12 protein-coding genes are annotated in these 15,816 nt (G+C 47.4%); 5 read left to right on the plus strand and 7 right to left on the minus strand.

The genetic code is table 11. The features are described from left to right. Positions 1 to 250: 250 nt before the first annotated feature. Positions 251 to 2,254, minus strand: a complete 2,004-nt coding sequence (locus C170_RS18345) for a beta-galactosidase (RefSeq protein WP_036612686.1) — start codon at positions 2,252 to 2,254, stop codon at positions 251 to 253. A 245-nt stretch (positions 2,255 to 2,499) separates the two neighbouring features. Here C170_RS18345 and C170_RS18350 point away from each other — a divergent pair, with 245 nt between their 5' ends. After that, positions 2,500 to 3,474 carry an AraC family transcriptional regulator gene (locus C170_RS18350; RefSeq protein WP_327196646.1) on the plus strand — a complete coding sequence of 325 codons (975 nt, stop codon included), beginning with the start codon at positions 2,500 to 2,502 and terminating at the stop codon, positions 3,472 to 3,474. Here C170_RS18350 and mobA read toward each other — a convergent pair. Then, positions 3,444 to 4,073, minus strand: coding sequence for a molybdenum cofactor guanylyltransferase (gene mobA / locus C170_RS18355; RefSeq protein ID WP_051447275.1), 630 nt, complete (start codon positions 4,071 to 4,073; stop codon positions 3,444 to 3,446). The genes C170_RS18350 and mobA overlap by 31 nt on opposite strands. A 163-nt stretch (positions 4,074 to 4,236) precedes the next feature. Between mobA and C170_RS18360 the strand changes: the two genes are divergently transcribed. Beyond that, entirely contained in the window at positions 4,237 to 5,430 is a 1,194-nt protein-coding gene (locus C170_RS18360; RefSeq protein WP_036612688.1) for an MFS transporter, read from the plus strand. A 187-nt stretch (positions 5,431 to 5,617) separates the two neighbouring features. Here C170_RS18360 and C170_RS18365 read toward each other — a convergent pair whose 3' ends face one another. Further along, positions 5,618 to 6,175: a stalk domain-containing protein gene (locus tag C170_RS18365; RefSeq protein ID WP_036612690.1), complete on the minus strand. Its 558-nt coding sequence runs from the start codon at positions 6,173 to 6,175 to the stop codon at positions 5,618 to 5,620. Positions 6,176 to 6,436: 261 nt separating this feature from the next. Continuing rightward, the gene (locus tag C170_RS18370; RefSeq protein ID WP_036612693.1) at positions 6,437 to 8,170 is read right to left on the minus strand and encodes a glutamine--tRNA ligase/YqeY domain fusion protein; all 1,734 of its coding nucleotides are present in this window, start codon (positions 8,168 to 8,170) and stop codon (positions 6,437 to 6,439) included. A gap of 280 nt (positions 8,171 to 8,450) precedes the next feature. Between C170_RS18370 and C170_RS30475 the strand changes: the two genes are divergently transcribed. After that, positions 8,451 to 8,693 (plus strand): DUF2164 domain-containing protein, encoded by a 243-nt coding sequence (locus C170_RS30475; RefSeq protein WP_244988428.1) that lies wholly within the window; start codon positions 8,451 to 8,453, stop codon positions 8,691 to 8,693. Positions 8,694 to 8,820: 127 nt separating this feature from the next. After that, entirely contained in the window at positions 8,821 to 9,369 is a 549-nt protein-coding gene (locus C170_RS18380; RefSeq protein WP_036612698.1) for a GNAT family N-acetyltransferase, read from the plus strand. Between the two features lie 112 nt (positions 9,370 to 9,481). Here the strand turns inward: C170_RS18380 and C170_RS18385 are convergent, their stop codons facing one another. Both C170_RS18385 and C170_RS18390 read right to left on the minus strand, forming a co-directional pair. After that, positions 9,482 to 10,270 carry an SDR family oxidoreductase gene (locus C170_RS18385; RefSeq protein ID WP_036612699.1) on the minus strand — a complete coding sequence of 263 codons (789 nt, stop codon included), beginning with the start codon at positions 10,268 to 10,270 and terminating at the stop codon, positions 9,482 to 9,484. 26 nt (positions 10,271 to 10,296) lie between these two features. Next, on the minus strand, positions 10,297 to 10,797 hold the full coding sequence (locus tag C170_RS18390; RefSeq protein ID WP_036612701.1) for a GNAT family N-acetyltransferase: 501 nt from the start codon (positions 10,795 to 10,797) through the stop codon (positions 10,297 to 10,299). A 267-nt stretch (positions 10,798 to 11,064) separates the two neighbouring features. On the opposite strand from C170_RS18390, the gene C170_RS18395 reads away from it, so the two are divergent. Continuing rightward, entirely contained in the window at positions 11,065 to 12,264 is a 1,200-nt protein-coding gene (locus tag C170_RS18395; protein ID WP_051447276.1) for a methyltransferase domain-containing protein, read from the plus strand. Between the two features lie 79 nt (positions 12,265 to 12,343). Here C170_RS18395 and C170_RS18400 read toward each other — a convergent pair whose 3' ends face one another. Next, the gene (locus C170_RS18400) at positions 12,344 to 15,736 is read right to left on the minus strand and encodes a GH36-type glycosyl hydrolase domain-containing protein (protein ID WP_036612703.1); all 3,393 of its coding nucleotides are present in this window, start codon (positions 15,734 to 15,736) and stop codon (positions 12,344 to 12,346) included. Positions 15,737 to 15,816: the final 80 nt, after the last annotated feature.

The following is a 15,816-nucleotide window of genomic DNA, read 5'->3' on the forward strand; positions in this document are numbered from 1 at the left end:
CATGGAAGCTGAGGGCGCTTTGGTCTTTATATTCGTTTGGAAATGTTACAACTAATGCTATTTACATGGATACTTCGATGACAGAACAACCTTCGATCGCTGTTATCCCCAGATTTTTTCTGATTCCCTTTTTGAAAAGGGAAAATCCGGGGATAAAGGCGCACGCTTCGCTTCGTTAGGTTATTTCTGTCATCTCCGTTTTTGTGTAAATTTATAGTTCAACATCCATTGCCTACTCTATTATTTTCTATTATTGTTCGACAATCCGTATGCCCCATGGCTCCAGTTCGATCTTCTCTCCAGCAGCAATCGGGGTTCCTGCCAGAAGTTCCGTCCCTTTTCCATAAGCATTTACGAAGGATGTTGCCTCACCTGCATAATTGAAATAATAGCGAATCGTGTTCCCTTGATCGTTCACACCTGTCTTCACAATGATCGGAAAAGCCAGCTCCTGATCCGCTCCCCATACGCCCGCTTCCTTCATGACACGTTCCAACACCTTACGGATCACCGCAGAACTGGTATAACATCCGACATAGGTTGCTTTCCCTTTTCCATAGGCATTCTGGGTAATTGCCGCATATTCACCCCAATGTGGATGATCATACCAAGCGAGTACTTCAGCCGTTGTCGGCGTAATCAGTTCCATCCAGGTGTGAACCTGGTTCTGCTCCTCACCAACCTTGAATGGATCATCGCGCAGTGACACATGTTTCGGCTCTACAAAAAGGTTATAGCTGATCCCGCATGCCTCACTAATTAGCCCGGGCTGGCGGGTAGAGCGTACCTTGATATGCTCATTTGCAAATCCACTTTTGAACGAGTAGACGATATGTCCGCCATCCTGTACGAATTGATTTAATTTTTCCAACAGTGCATCCGAAGCAGCATACAGAGCAGGTACAACGAGTACGTCATACTCCGCATAACTCTCAACCGATGGGTCGATGAGGTCACAGCCAATGTTCATTTTATACAATTCATCGTACATCCAGCGCACCACGTCATTGTAGTTCTTGTCACTGGTGAAGTTAAAACCAAACCACTTGATGGATGTCAGTGCCTCATTGCTGAACAGCACAGCCACTCGATTCTTTTTCTTCAGATTCACGAGCTGCGGACTAAGCCGGGCGAAATCCCTGCCAATGGTCTTCGCTTCGTTATACACCGGATTCGGTTCAAAGTCATGACTGAGCAATCCTTTCCAGTACGTCTCAAACGAATTGTGCAACGAGTGCCAGTGCCAGTAAGCGACCATGTTCGCTCCTGATGCCAGATGACTGAATGCCTGCAAACGCAGCTGTCCCGGATAGGGAACCCAATGCCAGAACGCCTGCGCTTCGGTCTCCAGTACCAGATAATTCGATTGTTTGGTCGAACGCGCCACATCCCCGCCGAATGAAATCTCAATGCCGGTCAGATCATCCTGGGAAGGATGGTAGATGTCCACACTGGTGATGTCAAAAGGTTTCGATGCGGCAAAATGGTCCACATCCCCTTGAATGCCGTAGGAATATCCACGCCAATCGAAGTCAAAATTCTGGGTAACAAACTGTCCTTCCTGTTTGTATTCATTCACGATCCCCACTTGCCAAGCCAAAAAATTGGTTACCAGCAGACGCTGGAACTTGGCAAACTCAGCGCCCAGACTGCCGTTAATCGTTCCTACAACAGACGGGAAGTCTTCCCAGCTATTGATTCGATTGCTCCAGTAGTCGAGGCCAAATTCCTTGTTGAGTTCATCCAGAGAACTGAACTTGTTCCGCATGTATTTGACGAATTGCAGTTGTACATTATCTCCGGCCGTATTGTAATGCTTCGTCTCGTTATCTGTCTGATAACCGATGACCGCTGGATGTGTGCTTACCCGAGAGATCAGCTTGCGGATGATCCGCTCGGCATAGAATAGATAGGTTGGATGTGTAATGTCCATGATCTGTCTTGCGCCATATTTGCCAGGTCCCTGTGAGGTTGTAGCCAGAACGTCCGGATGTTCCTTGACCATCCACGTTGGAACAGCATACGTTGGTGTGCCAACGATAACCTGAATCCCTGCCTCATGCATGGCATCCAACACGCGGTCTACGGAAGAGAAGTCAAATACACCATTCTGCGGTTCATGGGTACTCCAGGTTGATTCTGCAATGCGGACCACGTTAATCCCTGCATCCTTCATCATCTGAATGTCTTTGTCCAATCTTTCGTAAGGCATATATTCATCATAGTAAGCTACGCCATATAATAATTTGTCCATGATTTAATCTCCTTTTTAGGTGGAAAATATAATGATCTTGACGTGTGCAAGAGTTGACATATTCCAATCCATAATGGTAGCGTTTACATTAATGTCGGTTGAAGAACTTGGATTGTTCAGCAACCACTTCAAACGCTGATGTATTCAATGGATTATCCATGCTTGCGTTAAACTGATTATAATGAAGTATACTACGGGTGCCGATTGTATAAGGCAAGTTGTTTTTACCCTTTTCCGAGGTGAATATGATGGATATCCGATCACAGCTCCGAGAAATGCCTCACCATACGCTGGCCCACTGGCTGCCTATTATCGACAGTAACATCAAATTCTATGGTGCGCACAGCCAACAAGTACCCTATGGATGGGCGATGCCGGAGGAATCACATCCGGGCTTTGAGATTATGTTGATCATCGAAGGTACGCAGGAGAGTGTGATTCATGGTTATACCTATACCGTGGAGGAAGGTTCCATTCTTCTCATTCCTCCCGGGTTCAAACATACAAATCAATGTGTATCCACGGAAGGCATGACTTATTTTAGCGCTCACTTTAATGTGGATGATCCGGTCTTCACCCTGAAGCTGATGTCACAGCACAGCCGAATCTACGCAGCAGGTACGGCTGATAATAAGAAGATGCGCGTTGTGCTGGAGAGTTGGATGGGGATGATTAACGTATCTGAAGCCTACACGTCCACTGATAAAATGATCATGCAGGCCCGCATGTTTGAACTGTTCGCCCTGTTGTCCCAAGCCGCTGACAATGAACCGGAGTCCACCACTTCCGTTGCTGCTTCACATGCACCAGCTCCAACAGCCATGCATTATGCGGGAGCTATAGCGGAGGCGATCAAGCAGGCATTCCATGCCCAGCTTCGAACCAAGGAAAGCAGTGTATCCACGGTCAAAGTAGAGCAGATTATATCTTCGTTTGGCATCAGCCCCGGATATGGTCTACAGGTCTTTCGCAAGGTGTACGGGCGATCGCCCAGGGCTTACCTGTCCAGCTTGAAGTTGCAGGAGGCCAAAGTACTGATCGAACAGCCAGAGCTGTCGCTCGGTGAAATTGCGTGGAAGCTCGGTTACACCCATCTGTCCCATTTCAGCAGACAATTCAAACGTTGGACAGGCCAAAGCCCACTTCAATATCGCAATCATCATGCAGATACATCAGGCGCTCCTGTATCCTACAGATCGGAATCGAGTCCAGAATCTTGATTACGGATACGCTCGTACTCTTCCGGCGTGTTCATATTACTCATTTGCATCGCTACTTGATGAACGCCCGCTCTTTCAAGCTCTTCCGCTTCGACATAACAGCAACCGATCTCTTCAAGCCATCGCATGACTCGAAGATGATCCTGTATCAGACGCTGCTCCAGATCAGGGAGCACTCGTATGTGGTAAGCCCCTGCAAGAGGGTGGACATGTCCATCCACGCGTGGAACGATAGCAGAATAAGAGTCATGCGACTCGGCCAGCTTTTTTATCCCATCAAAAAAGGACGTTTGCAGGAGCGGCATATCGCAGGCGCATACCAGATTCCAGTCTGTATCGGAAGCTTCCAGCGCTGCGTGAAGACCGGCGAGTGGCCCCTTCCCCGGATAGTGATCCTGAACGCAGTCGTAGCCCATTGCACCGTAAGTTGTCACATTGGGTCCGGCAGCCACGATGATACGGGATACGGCGGGTCTCATGGCCTTTGTGACATGTTGCAGTACAACGGAACCGTTCAGTTCCAACATGGCTTTGTTGGTCCCCATGCGGCTGGATAATCCTCCTGCCAATATGATGCCTGTCCATTCACGCGTGTTCATGTTGTTATCCTCCCTCCTGGTAACGATATGTGTTTGACTACATCAATTTCAAAACGTTCGCTATGCATTGAATCCCCTTTCAACAAATGATACATTGAACAATATGCATTTGAAAGGAATGGCTTAATTGGACAGACCTGCACCTTCAAGAGGCAATCCCTCATTGGTTTCTCTGAAACTATATAACTTTTTCATATATGGAGCCATCTCCATCTTCGCCGGATTCCTGCAGTTGTATCTGCAAGAGATTGGTATGACCAAACTGGAGATTGGCAGTCTCATGGCGATTGGACCCTTTGTATCCTTGTTTGCCAACCCGTTCTGGGGTTTCTGGAGCGATAAATCTCGCAACATTCGCATCATTCTGATGATTATGATGGGAGGCACATTTGTGCTCGCCCAGGGTGTATTCTATGCGCCCACTTATACATGGATCTATGTAGCCATGATTTTCTTTTATTTTTTTCAAAGTCCATTATTTGCTCAAACGAACAGTCTGATTCTTGGATATATCGATGGTACAACCCAGAAATTCGGATCATTCCGGCTCTGGGGTTCACTCGGTTGGGCGCTGACTGCCGTCGCAGCCGGACCGCTCATTGACCGTTTTGGCATCGGCAGTGTATCCATTATATTTGCGTGCATGATTGCCACCGCCTTTGTATTATCCGTATTTCTACCCAGACAGCCGATCGCTTCGGATACACCGGTGGTTACTTTTCGGCGGTTTGGCAAAGTCATGTTCAATCCGTATTTTATGGCATTTATCGGCCTGGGTGTACTCGTATCGGTGCCTAATGCCATGAACAGTACTTTTATGTCACTATACATAGTAGAGATGGGTGGCGATAAACAGATGGTCGGCTGGGCCATCTTCACCTCATCCATTCTCGAAGTCGGCGTATTCCTGCTGCTCGACCGTTTACTCAAACGCAAAATGAGCATGCTCCTGGCATCTCTCATTCTGATCAGTGTGCTGTTTGCACTTCGCTGGCAGCTCATGGCAATGGCTAACAACCCACTGGAGATTGTATTCATTCAGTTGATGCACTCCATTACGTTTGGTGGGTACTTCTATGTGGGTACGCAACTGACCATGCTGTTCATTCCAAGACCTTATCGTTCTTCCGGTCAAGCGGTCTATACGATGGCCTGGGGAGGTCTCTCCGGCGTGATTGCCGGTCTGTTCGGCGGCTGGTTGTTCCAGAGCTTCGGTGCAGAAATCATGTATAGCATTGGCGTATTCTTCTCGCTCATCGGCGCTGTTGGATTTAGCATCATGTGGTTATCGAATCGACGTAACGGCTATCAGCCGGTTGTGTTGACGGAGATGGGCAATATGGATGAGGACAGATAATCTTTTGTTAGAAAAAGTTGAAAAAGATTTCCACTGGAGCACTACGAGGACAGAAGAATCTTTCGATCGCTGTTATCCCCGGATTTTTTTGATTCCCTTTTCAAAGGGTAAAATCCGGGGATAAAGCGGAGCTGTAGTTCGTTCTATCATAATATGAATATGATGCTAGTTTCTCTATAGATTTTAACTAATCATTAAACTGAACAAACACATGCATATACTTATCTAATCCTGGAAAACCGGTTGTACCTTTGATATCCAAGAAATTCAGTTTCTCTTTCCAGTCTACTCTTTCTTGATCGGAGTCATCAGTCGAGAGTTCAAAAATATATGCTAAGACAAATGCATCCATACTCGAGACCCCGTTTTTCAATTGTACCCACTCTTGAGGGAGCACAACTTGATTGTTACCCGCTGTGATTTCTTTGCCAGAGAAATTAAGAATCAGTTCTTGTCCTTCATTTTTAATCGTGGTGATTTTTTTCTTTCCATCCCATTTAAACGTTGCTCCAGATCGTTTAAAAACATCTTTCACTGGGATATAAATGGATTTATAAGTTGTTTTTGTTGCCTTTCCATCCTTTATGACACTTAGTTCAACTTTTTTTAGTGATGAATTGTACACATTCGCCGCACGTTCCTTAAAAGGTAGATCCATTAGGGATTGGTCCAAAGCAGCAGAGGCAACAGAGCCTACACAGACAGCTAAAGTTAACATCAACAATAAAGAAACAAATCGCTTCATCTTGATTCCTCCTTGAAATTATTGTTCACATTAACTTAAACGTCGAAAGTTGGAAAAATGTTCATTTAAGTATCCCGTTGTATTAATAATTATTTTTTGTGTATCCACGCATAACCAGGACTTGTACCAGTACAATCTTCTTTAGCAATTTCAGGTGCACAAGAAAAAGGCGTCTCCATTGGCTTATTGCCCTGGAGACGCCTTTTACGTTCATAGATTTAAGTTTACTGCTAACCTATCGTCCTACCTATGCGCTTCACATTACGCCTTCGGCAGTTGGAATGAGCTTTTCAGGGATACGACCCGGTTAAATACCGGACGTCCTGGCTCGGAATGTTTTGGATCTACACTAAAGTAACCGTGACGGAAGAATTGGAATTTATCCTGAGCGTTTGCTTCCTTCATCTCTTGTTCCACATACCCATTAACAATCTCAAGTGAGTTCGGGTTCAGTTGATCCAGGAACGTTTTCTCCGGTTGCTCTTCCACAACCTCAGCTTCAGCCCCAGCTACTGTCACTTCGACCTCTGCTTCTGGTGCTTCATCCAGGATCAACGGCTCATACAGACGGAATTCAGCAGGTACCGCTTGAGTCGCTTCTACCCAGTGGATTGTTCCTTTGACTTTACGGCCAGTGAAGCCACTGCCGCTCTTTGTCTCCACATCATAGGTACAATGAATCTCAGTCACATTGCCTTCTGCATCTTTGATCACATCGTTACATTTGATGAAGTATGCATGTTTCAGACGAACTTCGTTGCCAGGGAACAAACGGAAATATTTGTTCGGCGGATTTTCCATGAAATCGTCTTGTTCGATATAAATCTCACGGGAGAACGGAATTTGGCGATTACCCATCTCTGGGTTCTCCACATTGTTCTCTGCTTCAAGCCATTCCACTTGCCCTTCAGGGTAGTTGGTAATGACCACTTTGAGCGGATGCAGGACAGCCATCGTACGCGGAGCTTTCAGTTTCAAGTCTTCACGTACAAAGTGCTCCAGCGTTTGCAGGTCGATAACTCCATAGTTTTTGGAGATGCCTGTCTCATATACAAAATCACGAATAGCTTCCGGTGTATAACCCCGGCGGCGCAGACCGGAAATCGTTGGCATACGTGGATCATCCCATCCATCCACATGTCCTTCATCTACGAGCAGCTTCAGCTTCCGCTTGCTTGTTACCATCTGGGACAGATTCAGGCGACCAAATTCATATTGATGCGGTTGGTTCTCCATCTCACACTCGGCAATAACCCAATCGTAGAATGGACGTTGATCCTCGAACTCCAGAGAGCAGAGGGAATGCGTTACACCTTCAATTGCATCTTCAAGCGGGTGAGCAAAGGCGTACATTGGATAGATACACCATTTGTCGCCCGTGTTATGATGATGTGCATGAGAAATCCGGTAAATAACCGGATCGCGCAGATTGATATTTGGTGCAGACATATCGATCTTGGCACGCAGCACTTTCTCTCCGTTCTTGAATTCACCTGCACGCATACGTGTGAACAAGTCGAGATTCTCTTCCACTGAACGATCACGGTACGGGCTGTTCTTACCCGGCTCCGTCAGCGTTCCGCGCATTTCACGGATTTCGTCGGCGCTTTGGTCGTCGATGTAGGCTTTACCTTTTTTAATCAACAAGACAGCACGGTTGTACATCTCGTCAAAATAATCCGAGGCAAAACGTTTCTCGTTCCACTCGTATCCGAGCCATTTCACGTCTTCCTGAATCGATTGAACATACTCTACATCTTCCTTGACCGGATTCGTGTCATCAAAGCGCAGATTCGTTTTGCCGCCAAATTCGCCGCCCAGCGTAAAGTTAATCCAGATCGCCTTGGCATGGCCGATATGCAGATAACCGTTCGGTTCCGGAGGAAAACGGGTAATAACTTCCTGGACTTTCCCAGACCGGAGATCTTCGGTAATAATATTTTTGATAAAGTTAGGTGGGGTTGTACGATTGTCCACAGGTATCAAACCTTTCATGAATGGATTGGAGCCTTAGGGAATTGCAGCAATTCCGGCTATAATTCCTTAATAACGAAGTCATTTCCTGAAAAAAACTATTTTCTTGGAAAGTTTCGTACGCGTTTCATTTAAATATACCTTTAACGGGGGAGGAGTTCAATAAAGAACGGCACCAAAGTCAGGATAAGCCGTGCATAAATAGGCCCTAAACCATTTTGACGGGTTCGCTCGAATCATGTAGCATAATAGTAAAAACAAATTAAAGGGAGGGTTTCCCATTCCATCGAACTCGCTTAAACTGACCAAAGAACAGCAGGATGAAGCCATTCGCACCATCCAGTCGTATTTCGAAGAGGAACGTGGCGAAGAACTCGGCGATCTGGCCGCTTGGGGTGTCCTCGACCTGTTCATGACGCAGCTCGCTCCCTACATATATAATCAGGCACTCCGTGACGCACGCACAACGGTTAATCAACGCATGGCCTCAATGGAAGAAGACCTGTTTGCACTGGAGCAAAAGTTACCCAAGACTTCCCGTTAATCCACTACAAATACGTGTTCAAAAAATCTGGTTTTCATATTCGATGCTAATAATGCCGCTAGGCATAATTCGTAATCAAAAGTGGACTTTTTTGAACAACACTATACAAAGAAAGAAGGTTGCATTCATGTTTACCTATTCATTGGATGAATATACCGAACTCCGGCCACTAGCCATGGAACATACCAAACCGCTGTTCGAACTGACGGATCGCTCGCGGGATCAGCTGAGACATTGGTTGCCGTGGGTGGACCATGTGACAGAAGTGGAACACACCTCGAACTTCATTACCAACGCGTTAAAACAAGGTGCCGAGAATGGCGGATTCACCGCCGGAGTATGGTCAAAAGGGGATCTAGCCGGCGTCATTGGATTCCACGAGATTAACTGGACCAACCGCTCGGTAAGCATCGGATATTGGCTTGGAAAAGGCTTTGAGGGTCAGGGCTTGATGACAAGCGCTTGTCGCGTTCTGGTTGATTATGCTCTGGTGACCCTGGATCTGAATCGCGTCGAGATTCGCTCGGCAACGAATAACAAACGGAGTCGTGCTATCCCTGAAAGACTCGGATTTGTTCTCGAGGGTGTCATTCGTCAGGCAGAGAAACTGCCTAAAGGTTACGTGAATCATGCGGTGTACGGCATGCTTCAGCATGAATGGGAACTCTTGCGCTAATTCGCCTACATAATAAATCGGAGTGATCTCTCCCAACATAATGGATCAACACGAATACCCTCGATCTCCACGTAATGTGGTGACAGAGGGTATTTTATTGCATCCATGACTTTTAGAGTGCTCGGACCATGCCACCATCCACAATCAATGAGGTTCCGGTAATGTACGTATTGGCCCCGGATAACAGGAACACCACCGCTTTGGCAAACTCCTCTGGTTGACCATAACGGCCCAGTGGAATCTCTTTACGGAATTGGTCAGATACCTCTTCCTCACTGATTCCATTCTGCTCAGCCCGTGCTGCATCCAGCTCACGTATACGGTCTGTTGCAATACGTCCTGGCGCCACCGTGTTGATCAAAATTCCGTATGGAGCAAGCTCTTGAGACAAGGTCTTCGCCAATCCAAACACGCCGGTACGGAACGTATTGGACAGCATCAGACCCGGTATGGGCTGTTTCACCGAAGTTGAAGCGATATTCACAATGTGTCCTCCGCTTTCTTTCATATAAGGAAGAGCACCGCGAATCAGCCTTACATAACTGAGCACATTTAATTCAAATGCACGTTCCCAATCTTCATCCGTCAGTGACTCAAATGAACCCGATGGCGGGCCACCCGAATTGTTCACCAGAATATCAATCTGTCCAAACATTTCTGCTGTCTTGTGAATCAGAGCCTCAATATCTTCCTTGCGTGTCACATCGGTTGCACAATATTCCACACGTCCGCCAACACCAAGCGCCAGAAGCTCCTGCTTCACTGCTGCGAGCTTTTCTTCGCTCCGGCTGGCAAGCATGACGTCAGCACCTTCTGCTGCCAATTGAGCGGCTACGGCTTTGCCCAGCCCGCGACTGGAAGCCAGCACCAGTGCTTTTTTACCTTGAAGTCCCATGTCCATCGTTGTTCCTCCTCCTCAGCTAGTTTCTATTTGGTCTGGATAAAATAACCCATAAGAATATCGTCCACATACTTGTCTCCAATATAAAACTCGGACACCAGCCTGCCTTCCGTCACAAATCCACACTGTGTATAAAACGTAATCGCTCCCGGATTGCTGGAAAGTACACGCAGCCTGAGCTTGCGAACGCCTTGTTGGGCCGCATGCTGCTTAATGGCATCCATTAAAGCTGTGGCAATGCCACAACGCCGATCATGAGGATGAACCGCAATATGAATCTCGTAGACATGACGGTTGACGGGCATACCTGTGGCTGGATTAAAGCCCACATAACCACATACCCGCTCTCCCTGCACCGCAATCAATTGACTGCCTGGCGGGCAATGCTGCAGATATTGTTGTCTGGAACGCCATTGCATCGGTGCAGGAGAGGTGTATTTGTCCCATACCAGGGCATCCAACTCCATTAGCTGGGATGCATCTTTAATCTCGGATGGACGAATCGTAAATGTATGGCTGGTAAGCATAATGATTCAACCTTTCGTGCTATAGTCGACAACGCTGTGCGTTACAACGTCGGGAAAGTTAAGAGAGTTCAGAACGTTGAGAAACTTAGGAATAGGAAGACATTGTTCGTTTACTCCACTATTTAAGTTTTTTGTTCTATATATTGTAGCATAGCCTCAGCTTTGACTAAAATTCCACTCGGTATTGAACCTTTTCGCAAAATGAAATAAACACTTAACCTTGCCGTAACGTCATGGTTTATACTGATTCGATAAGGAGGGGGATGCATGATGAACATCAAAGAGGCAGCAAGCAGGCTTGGTATATCGGCGAGAGCCATTCGTTTTTATGAGGAAAAAGGATTAATTCTCCCCGCCAAACAGTCCAGTAACGGGTATCGTACCTATACGGAGAATGATATCTGGCGGCTTCAGACCATTGCTGCGCTGCGTGAGATTGGCATGTCGCTACAGGATATTACACATGCGCTCGGAGAGATTGATCAAGGGAATCAGCAGCGGCTGGAAGAATATCTGGAGCTGCAACAGGCCGTCATGTATGCCCAGTGGATTGAGCTCAAACGTATGATGGATACAACCCAGCGCATGATTGACCTGAATCGTCAGGACGGCCCGTTGGATGTCAGCCATCTGCACGATCTCGCAGACAGTGCCCGTCGCCTGCGTGAAGCACGGCAGAACTGGCATGATCGGTGGAATTATGACATGCAGGCAGCCATCCATGATCAGCGAGTGCAGGCAGAAGGCAGAGTCAGTACTGAACACCCCAATTCAGAGGACAGGCATCATTCGGCCAACCCCTCGCCTATAAGCGATGAGAATGAAGTTTCACATCCAAACCATAATGCAGGTCATTCCACGCCGGGCGATTCCAATGATACGGTACAGTCTTCCTTTTATCTGTATCACAACTATGACGAAGCGCTCGAACAGACAGCTCATTGGATCTCTCCCGCCCTTGGTGAGAAAGGACTTGATATTGGTACAGGCACAGGTAATCTGGCTGGGAAACTGCTACAGCACGGCGCAGACATGACTGCAATCGACCAATCCCGGGAGATGCTACGCAGATGTCGTACCAAATATCCTGAGATGCATGTGAAACTTGGTAATTTTCTGGCGTTGCCTTTTACCGATCATTCCTTCGACTTTGTTGTATCCAGCTTTGCTTTCCATCATCTAAGTCCAGATCAGCAACTATTGGCTTTACAGGAGATGCAGCGGGTATTAACCTCGCGTGGACGTATCGGTCTAACGGATCTGATGTTTGTTGATGCGACTCACCGTGATTCCTATATTCGGCAGGCAGAAACCACAGGACACGAGGAACAGCTGCGCGCCTTACGCGAGCGTCACTTCCCTCTGCTGGGTGAGCTATGCAGCTGGCTGGAACAACAGGGCTATGTAACCAAGCATGTGCGGCATAATGAGCTGTTGTACACGTTGCTGGCGGTCCCGCTGCGCTAGTGGATTATGAGCATATGCCAAAAAGGCCATCCCGCCTTGATTAAAGGAGGATGACCTTGGTGTACATCATGCTATGAAATTACATATAGATATCAACAACCGTACGCTCAGTTGCACTGCGTGCTTGTCTGAACTCATCCAGTGAGATGCTTACTCCGCCTTGACGGTAACGGTTCGCTGTACGCTCAGTACGAATGTCTTTGCCATTCACCGCTACACGGCTCACAGCACCTTCGTTCAAGTGATAAATGAACGTCACTGGCTCACCCGCATACTCGAATTCGAATTGCATGCCGTTCAGCTCAGCTGGCAATACCGGGTCAATGACCAGATCGCCGCCCTCTTGACGAATGCCAAGCGCATTGGAGATCAGCTGGTTCATGTAGATTCCAGGGCCGCTGGAGTAGATTCTCCATCCGCCTTTCACTTGTACAGTCCCTTTACGAAGCTGGTCAAAATGCTCCTGTGCCTCGTAACGCGTATTAAACTTACCGTCCGAACTACTGAAGTATGAGTTCGCTTGGCGAATCTCCGCGTTAGGTACAACCTCGCCGATACCAACCGGGTTGATCATCGCGAGACCATTCCACACCTGATCTGTCTTACCCAGCTTCGCCATCGCTTCCACGTAACGGATATGGGCGTGCACATATTGCAAACCAATCTCACGTCCGAAGTTGGACGCTTGCTCTGCACGTTTGAAGTGTGTGCTTACACCACCAGCATATTGAGCTGGACGATTCATCAGACGCACGCCATCCGGGCATAGGAACTGCTCACGGATCAAGGCATAATGCGATTCTGCTTGCTCCGCATTCAGCAATTCACCGATCATGCTGCGCGTCATTGGCAACAGTCGATATTGAATGCCTGTCTCTGTGTCTGTTGGATGAAGCATCAGCTTCGCTTGGTCCGCTTCTTCCATGTATACAAAACCTGGAATCACATCTGTGCCCAGCATGTAACGGTTAAAGTCCTCACGGATGCCTTGAGCCAGCATGTCAAGCTCCTGTGCAAAGTCCGCATCCTTGAATTTCAGCGCTTGCGAGAGCACATTCACGGACTGATACGTCAATGCCACCGTCCAACTGCTCACCATGTATTGCTTCAACTGTGCATTGGCTGGTTGGAGCGTATCATCCCAGTCACCATCGCCGTAGGAAGACAGGAACGTATCGTGCAGGAAGTGCGAACGGATATATTCAATCTCTTTTTTCGCGTGATCCAGTACAGTTGCCGTCTCTTCCGTGAACCCGAAGCTATGCTTGACGGTATAAGGTACTTTCTCATCCAGGATTGCATAGTCGCGAGTCGCTGTCAGGTAGTCCGCCAATACTTTCAACGGCCATACGATGATATCGCCATGGCTCTCTTCCTGTTGAATCGCAAAGTATTTATCAAACATGAACCATTGCGGCCAGTTGCCATCATCTTCGTATTGGTGAGTGTAGACCATTTTGATGATATCGCGAACTTGCTCATATTTTTGCGTAGCCATAAAGTACTCCACCGGACCTTGGCACACATCCCGTGTACCCCAAGCCGCGCCGCCATACTGCTCCAAACCGTGAGGCACGGAGTAGTGAACCAGCATGTTGTGGGTGTACCACCAAGCCAGCGCATTTACTTTGAACAGATCCTCTGCACTCTGACCTTCGCCACGGGACAAACGGAACCCGTTCATCACACCTGCGAAGAACTCGCGGTATGCCTGCACTTCCTCTTCAAACGTAAGACTTGAACCTGCTACCACTCCGCTGTCCGCTTGGCCTTCCAATACCCCTTGTACCTTCAGCGTCCATTCAGCACTTGCTTCCAGACTAAGCGTAACCAGTGATGCGGAACCACTGCGGATACCACTTGCCAGCAACGTTTCGTCCCCTACATTCACAGCTGCGCCATCCACCAACATGCGGTATTGCAGATCTGGGTACGTCCCTGCACTAATCGCTTGTGGATCAGCCTTGAAGATCAAAGTATCGCCATCCTGCGTCATATGCAGTGGATACTCGTATTCATTCACATTCATCGTAATCTGGTTTGTTACCAGGTAACGGTATGCTGTGCCACTTGTGGAGCGTACGTTCATGCTCACTTCGGTAGTATGTGCCCCTGTATAGTTCGTCACGATGATCGTATCGGATTCCGTTTTGTAGATCCAACGTACATAGTTGAAGCCAATCTCGAACAGGGAAGGCATCGTCAGCAGACGATATTGTCCGTCCATTTCCACATAAATGCGTTGTCCCGCCGTTTTCGGCACGTTTAATGCATTGCGAGCATTACTGATCATTTTATTAAAATTGGTGTTACCAATAACGAGTTGTGAGTTAAAAATACCGTACATATACGATGTTGTCGTAATAACCTGTGCTCCAAGTTGCACGTTGCCACCACTCATCAATATGTGACCGTGCGGACGCTCTACGAGCAATTCTTTTGCTTTCAGAACGATATGTTCATAGCTGCCTGTGAAGAAGGATAACAGTTTCTCACCGCTGTGCTCTTCCTGATGACGATCAGGGAACAGATCATGAATCTCATCTTGTGTCAGATCAAGCGTAACCAGTGGTTCACCCAGGAAGGAGGACAGTTTCACCTGTTCCAACGTATCGCCGTTTTCCACAGTCAGAGCCTGTACTTCATTCCATGCTGCTGTAACTTCATCTCCGAATTCCAGTGCAGAGATTCCTTCGGCATGATTAGGCTTCGCTAGTCCATAAAAGACTACCTGTGCTTCTCCGTTCAGATTCAGCAGTTCAGATTGCAGCGCCGTGTAGGCAAATTCATACTGATACGTCTCATTCGCCAGCGTTGGGCGATTCAAGCTCTCTGGTTGATTCGTTTCCTTGTACGACAGACCGAAGAATTGGAATCCATCTGTGGAGTAACCGACTGCTTTGGTCATGGAACCTTGTTGCATATAAGGAAATACGCCGCCCTGAGGCTGGTTTTGACGGGAACACACCACATAACCTTTCGCTTCATCTTCAAACACCGTATGGTCAATGTATTGTGACAGATAAGCTTCATTGCTGCGTACCGCACCTGGATCTGCAAGCCCAACATCCTGTCCGTATACCACGTCTACGTTATGTTGTTGTCCTGTGAGCTTCACATCCCAGAACCATACACCTTGAGGTGTAGCCGTAAATACGACCTGATAGCCAATGCCTTTTTCGCTACCTTCCAGCTGGACTGTTCCCTCCCAGATCAACTGGTTGCTGGATTGTGCCTTGCTTGTAATCACCTTGCTGTTCGAATGTACACCGAGCAACGGGAACGAGCTGATATTCTCTCCCTCATGTACACGCAGATACAGGTTGTTCAATGATCCATCAATCTGGTTGCTGAGCAACTGGTTTAACATCGTTGTACCGGATGTAGCCTGGTATAGGTCGCCACTGTTCAAAAAGGTAAAGGATAACTCTCCGGCACTTAACCGGATCGGTTCATTAATCATCGTTGTCATAAGGTTCACTCCTTGAATTAGTTAAAATCGAAACGTTTCGATAAATCTGAAAAAGAATAGGGGCCTCTTCAAACCGGCTT

The organism is Paenibacillus sp. FSL H7-689, from assembly GCF_000517905.1.
Lineage (GTDB): Bacteria > Bacillota > Bacilli > Paenibacillales > Paenibacillaceae > Paenibacillus > Paenibacillus amylolyticus.

Excerpts from the sequence above, each read along its gene's own strand:
- C170_RS18345 (WP_036612686.1), bottom strand. The coding sequence starts at position 2,254 with ATGGACAAATTATTATATGGCGTAGCTTACTATGATGAATATATGCCT.
- C170_RS18350 (WP_327196646.1), top strand. The coding sequence starts at position 2,500 with ATGATGGATATCCGATCACAGCTCCGAGAAATGCCTCACCATACGCTG.
- mobA (WP_051447275.1), bottom strand. The coding sequence starts at position 4,073 with ATGAACACGCGTGAATGGACAGGCATCATATTGGCAGGAGGATTATCC.
- C170_RS18365 (WP_036612690.1), bottom strand. The coding sequence starts at position 6,175 with ATGAAGCGATTTGTTTCTTTATTGTTGATGTTAACTTTAGCTGTCTGT.
- C170_RS18370 (WP_036612693.1), bottom strand. The coding sequence starts at position 8,170 with ATGAAAGGTTTGATACCTGTGGACAATCGTACAACCCCACCTAACTTT.
- C170_RS18380 (WP_036612698.1), top strand. The coding sequence starts at position 8,821 with ATGTTTACCTATTCATTGGATGAATATACCGAACTCCGGCCACTAGCC.
- C170_RS18385 (WP_036612699.1), bottom strand. The coding sequence starts at position 10,270 with ATGGACATGGGACTTCAAGGTAAAAAAGCACTGGTGCTGGCTTCCAGT.
- C170_RS18390 (WP_036612701.1), bottom strand. The coding sequence starts at position 10,797 with ATGCTTACCAGCCATACATTTACGATTCGTCCATCCGAGATTAAAGAT.
- C170_RS18395 (WP_051447276.1), top strand. The coding sequence starts at position 11,065 with ATGATGAACATCAAAGAGGCAGCAAGCAGGCTTGGTATATCGGCGAGA.
- C170_RS18400 (WP_036612703.1), bottom strand. The coding sequence starts at position 15,736 with ATGACAACGATGATTAATGAACCGATCCGGTTAAGTGCCGGAGAGTTA.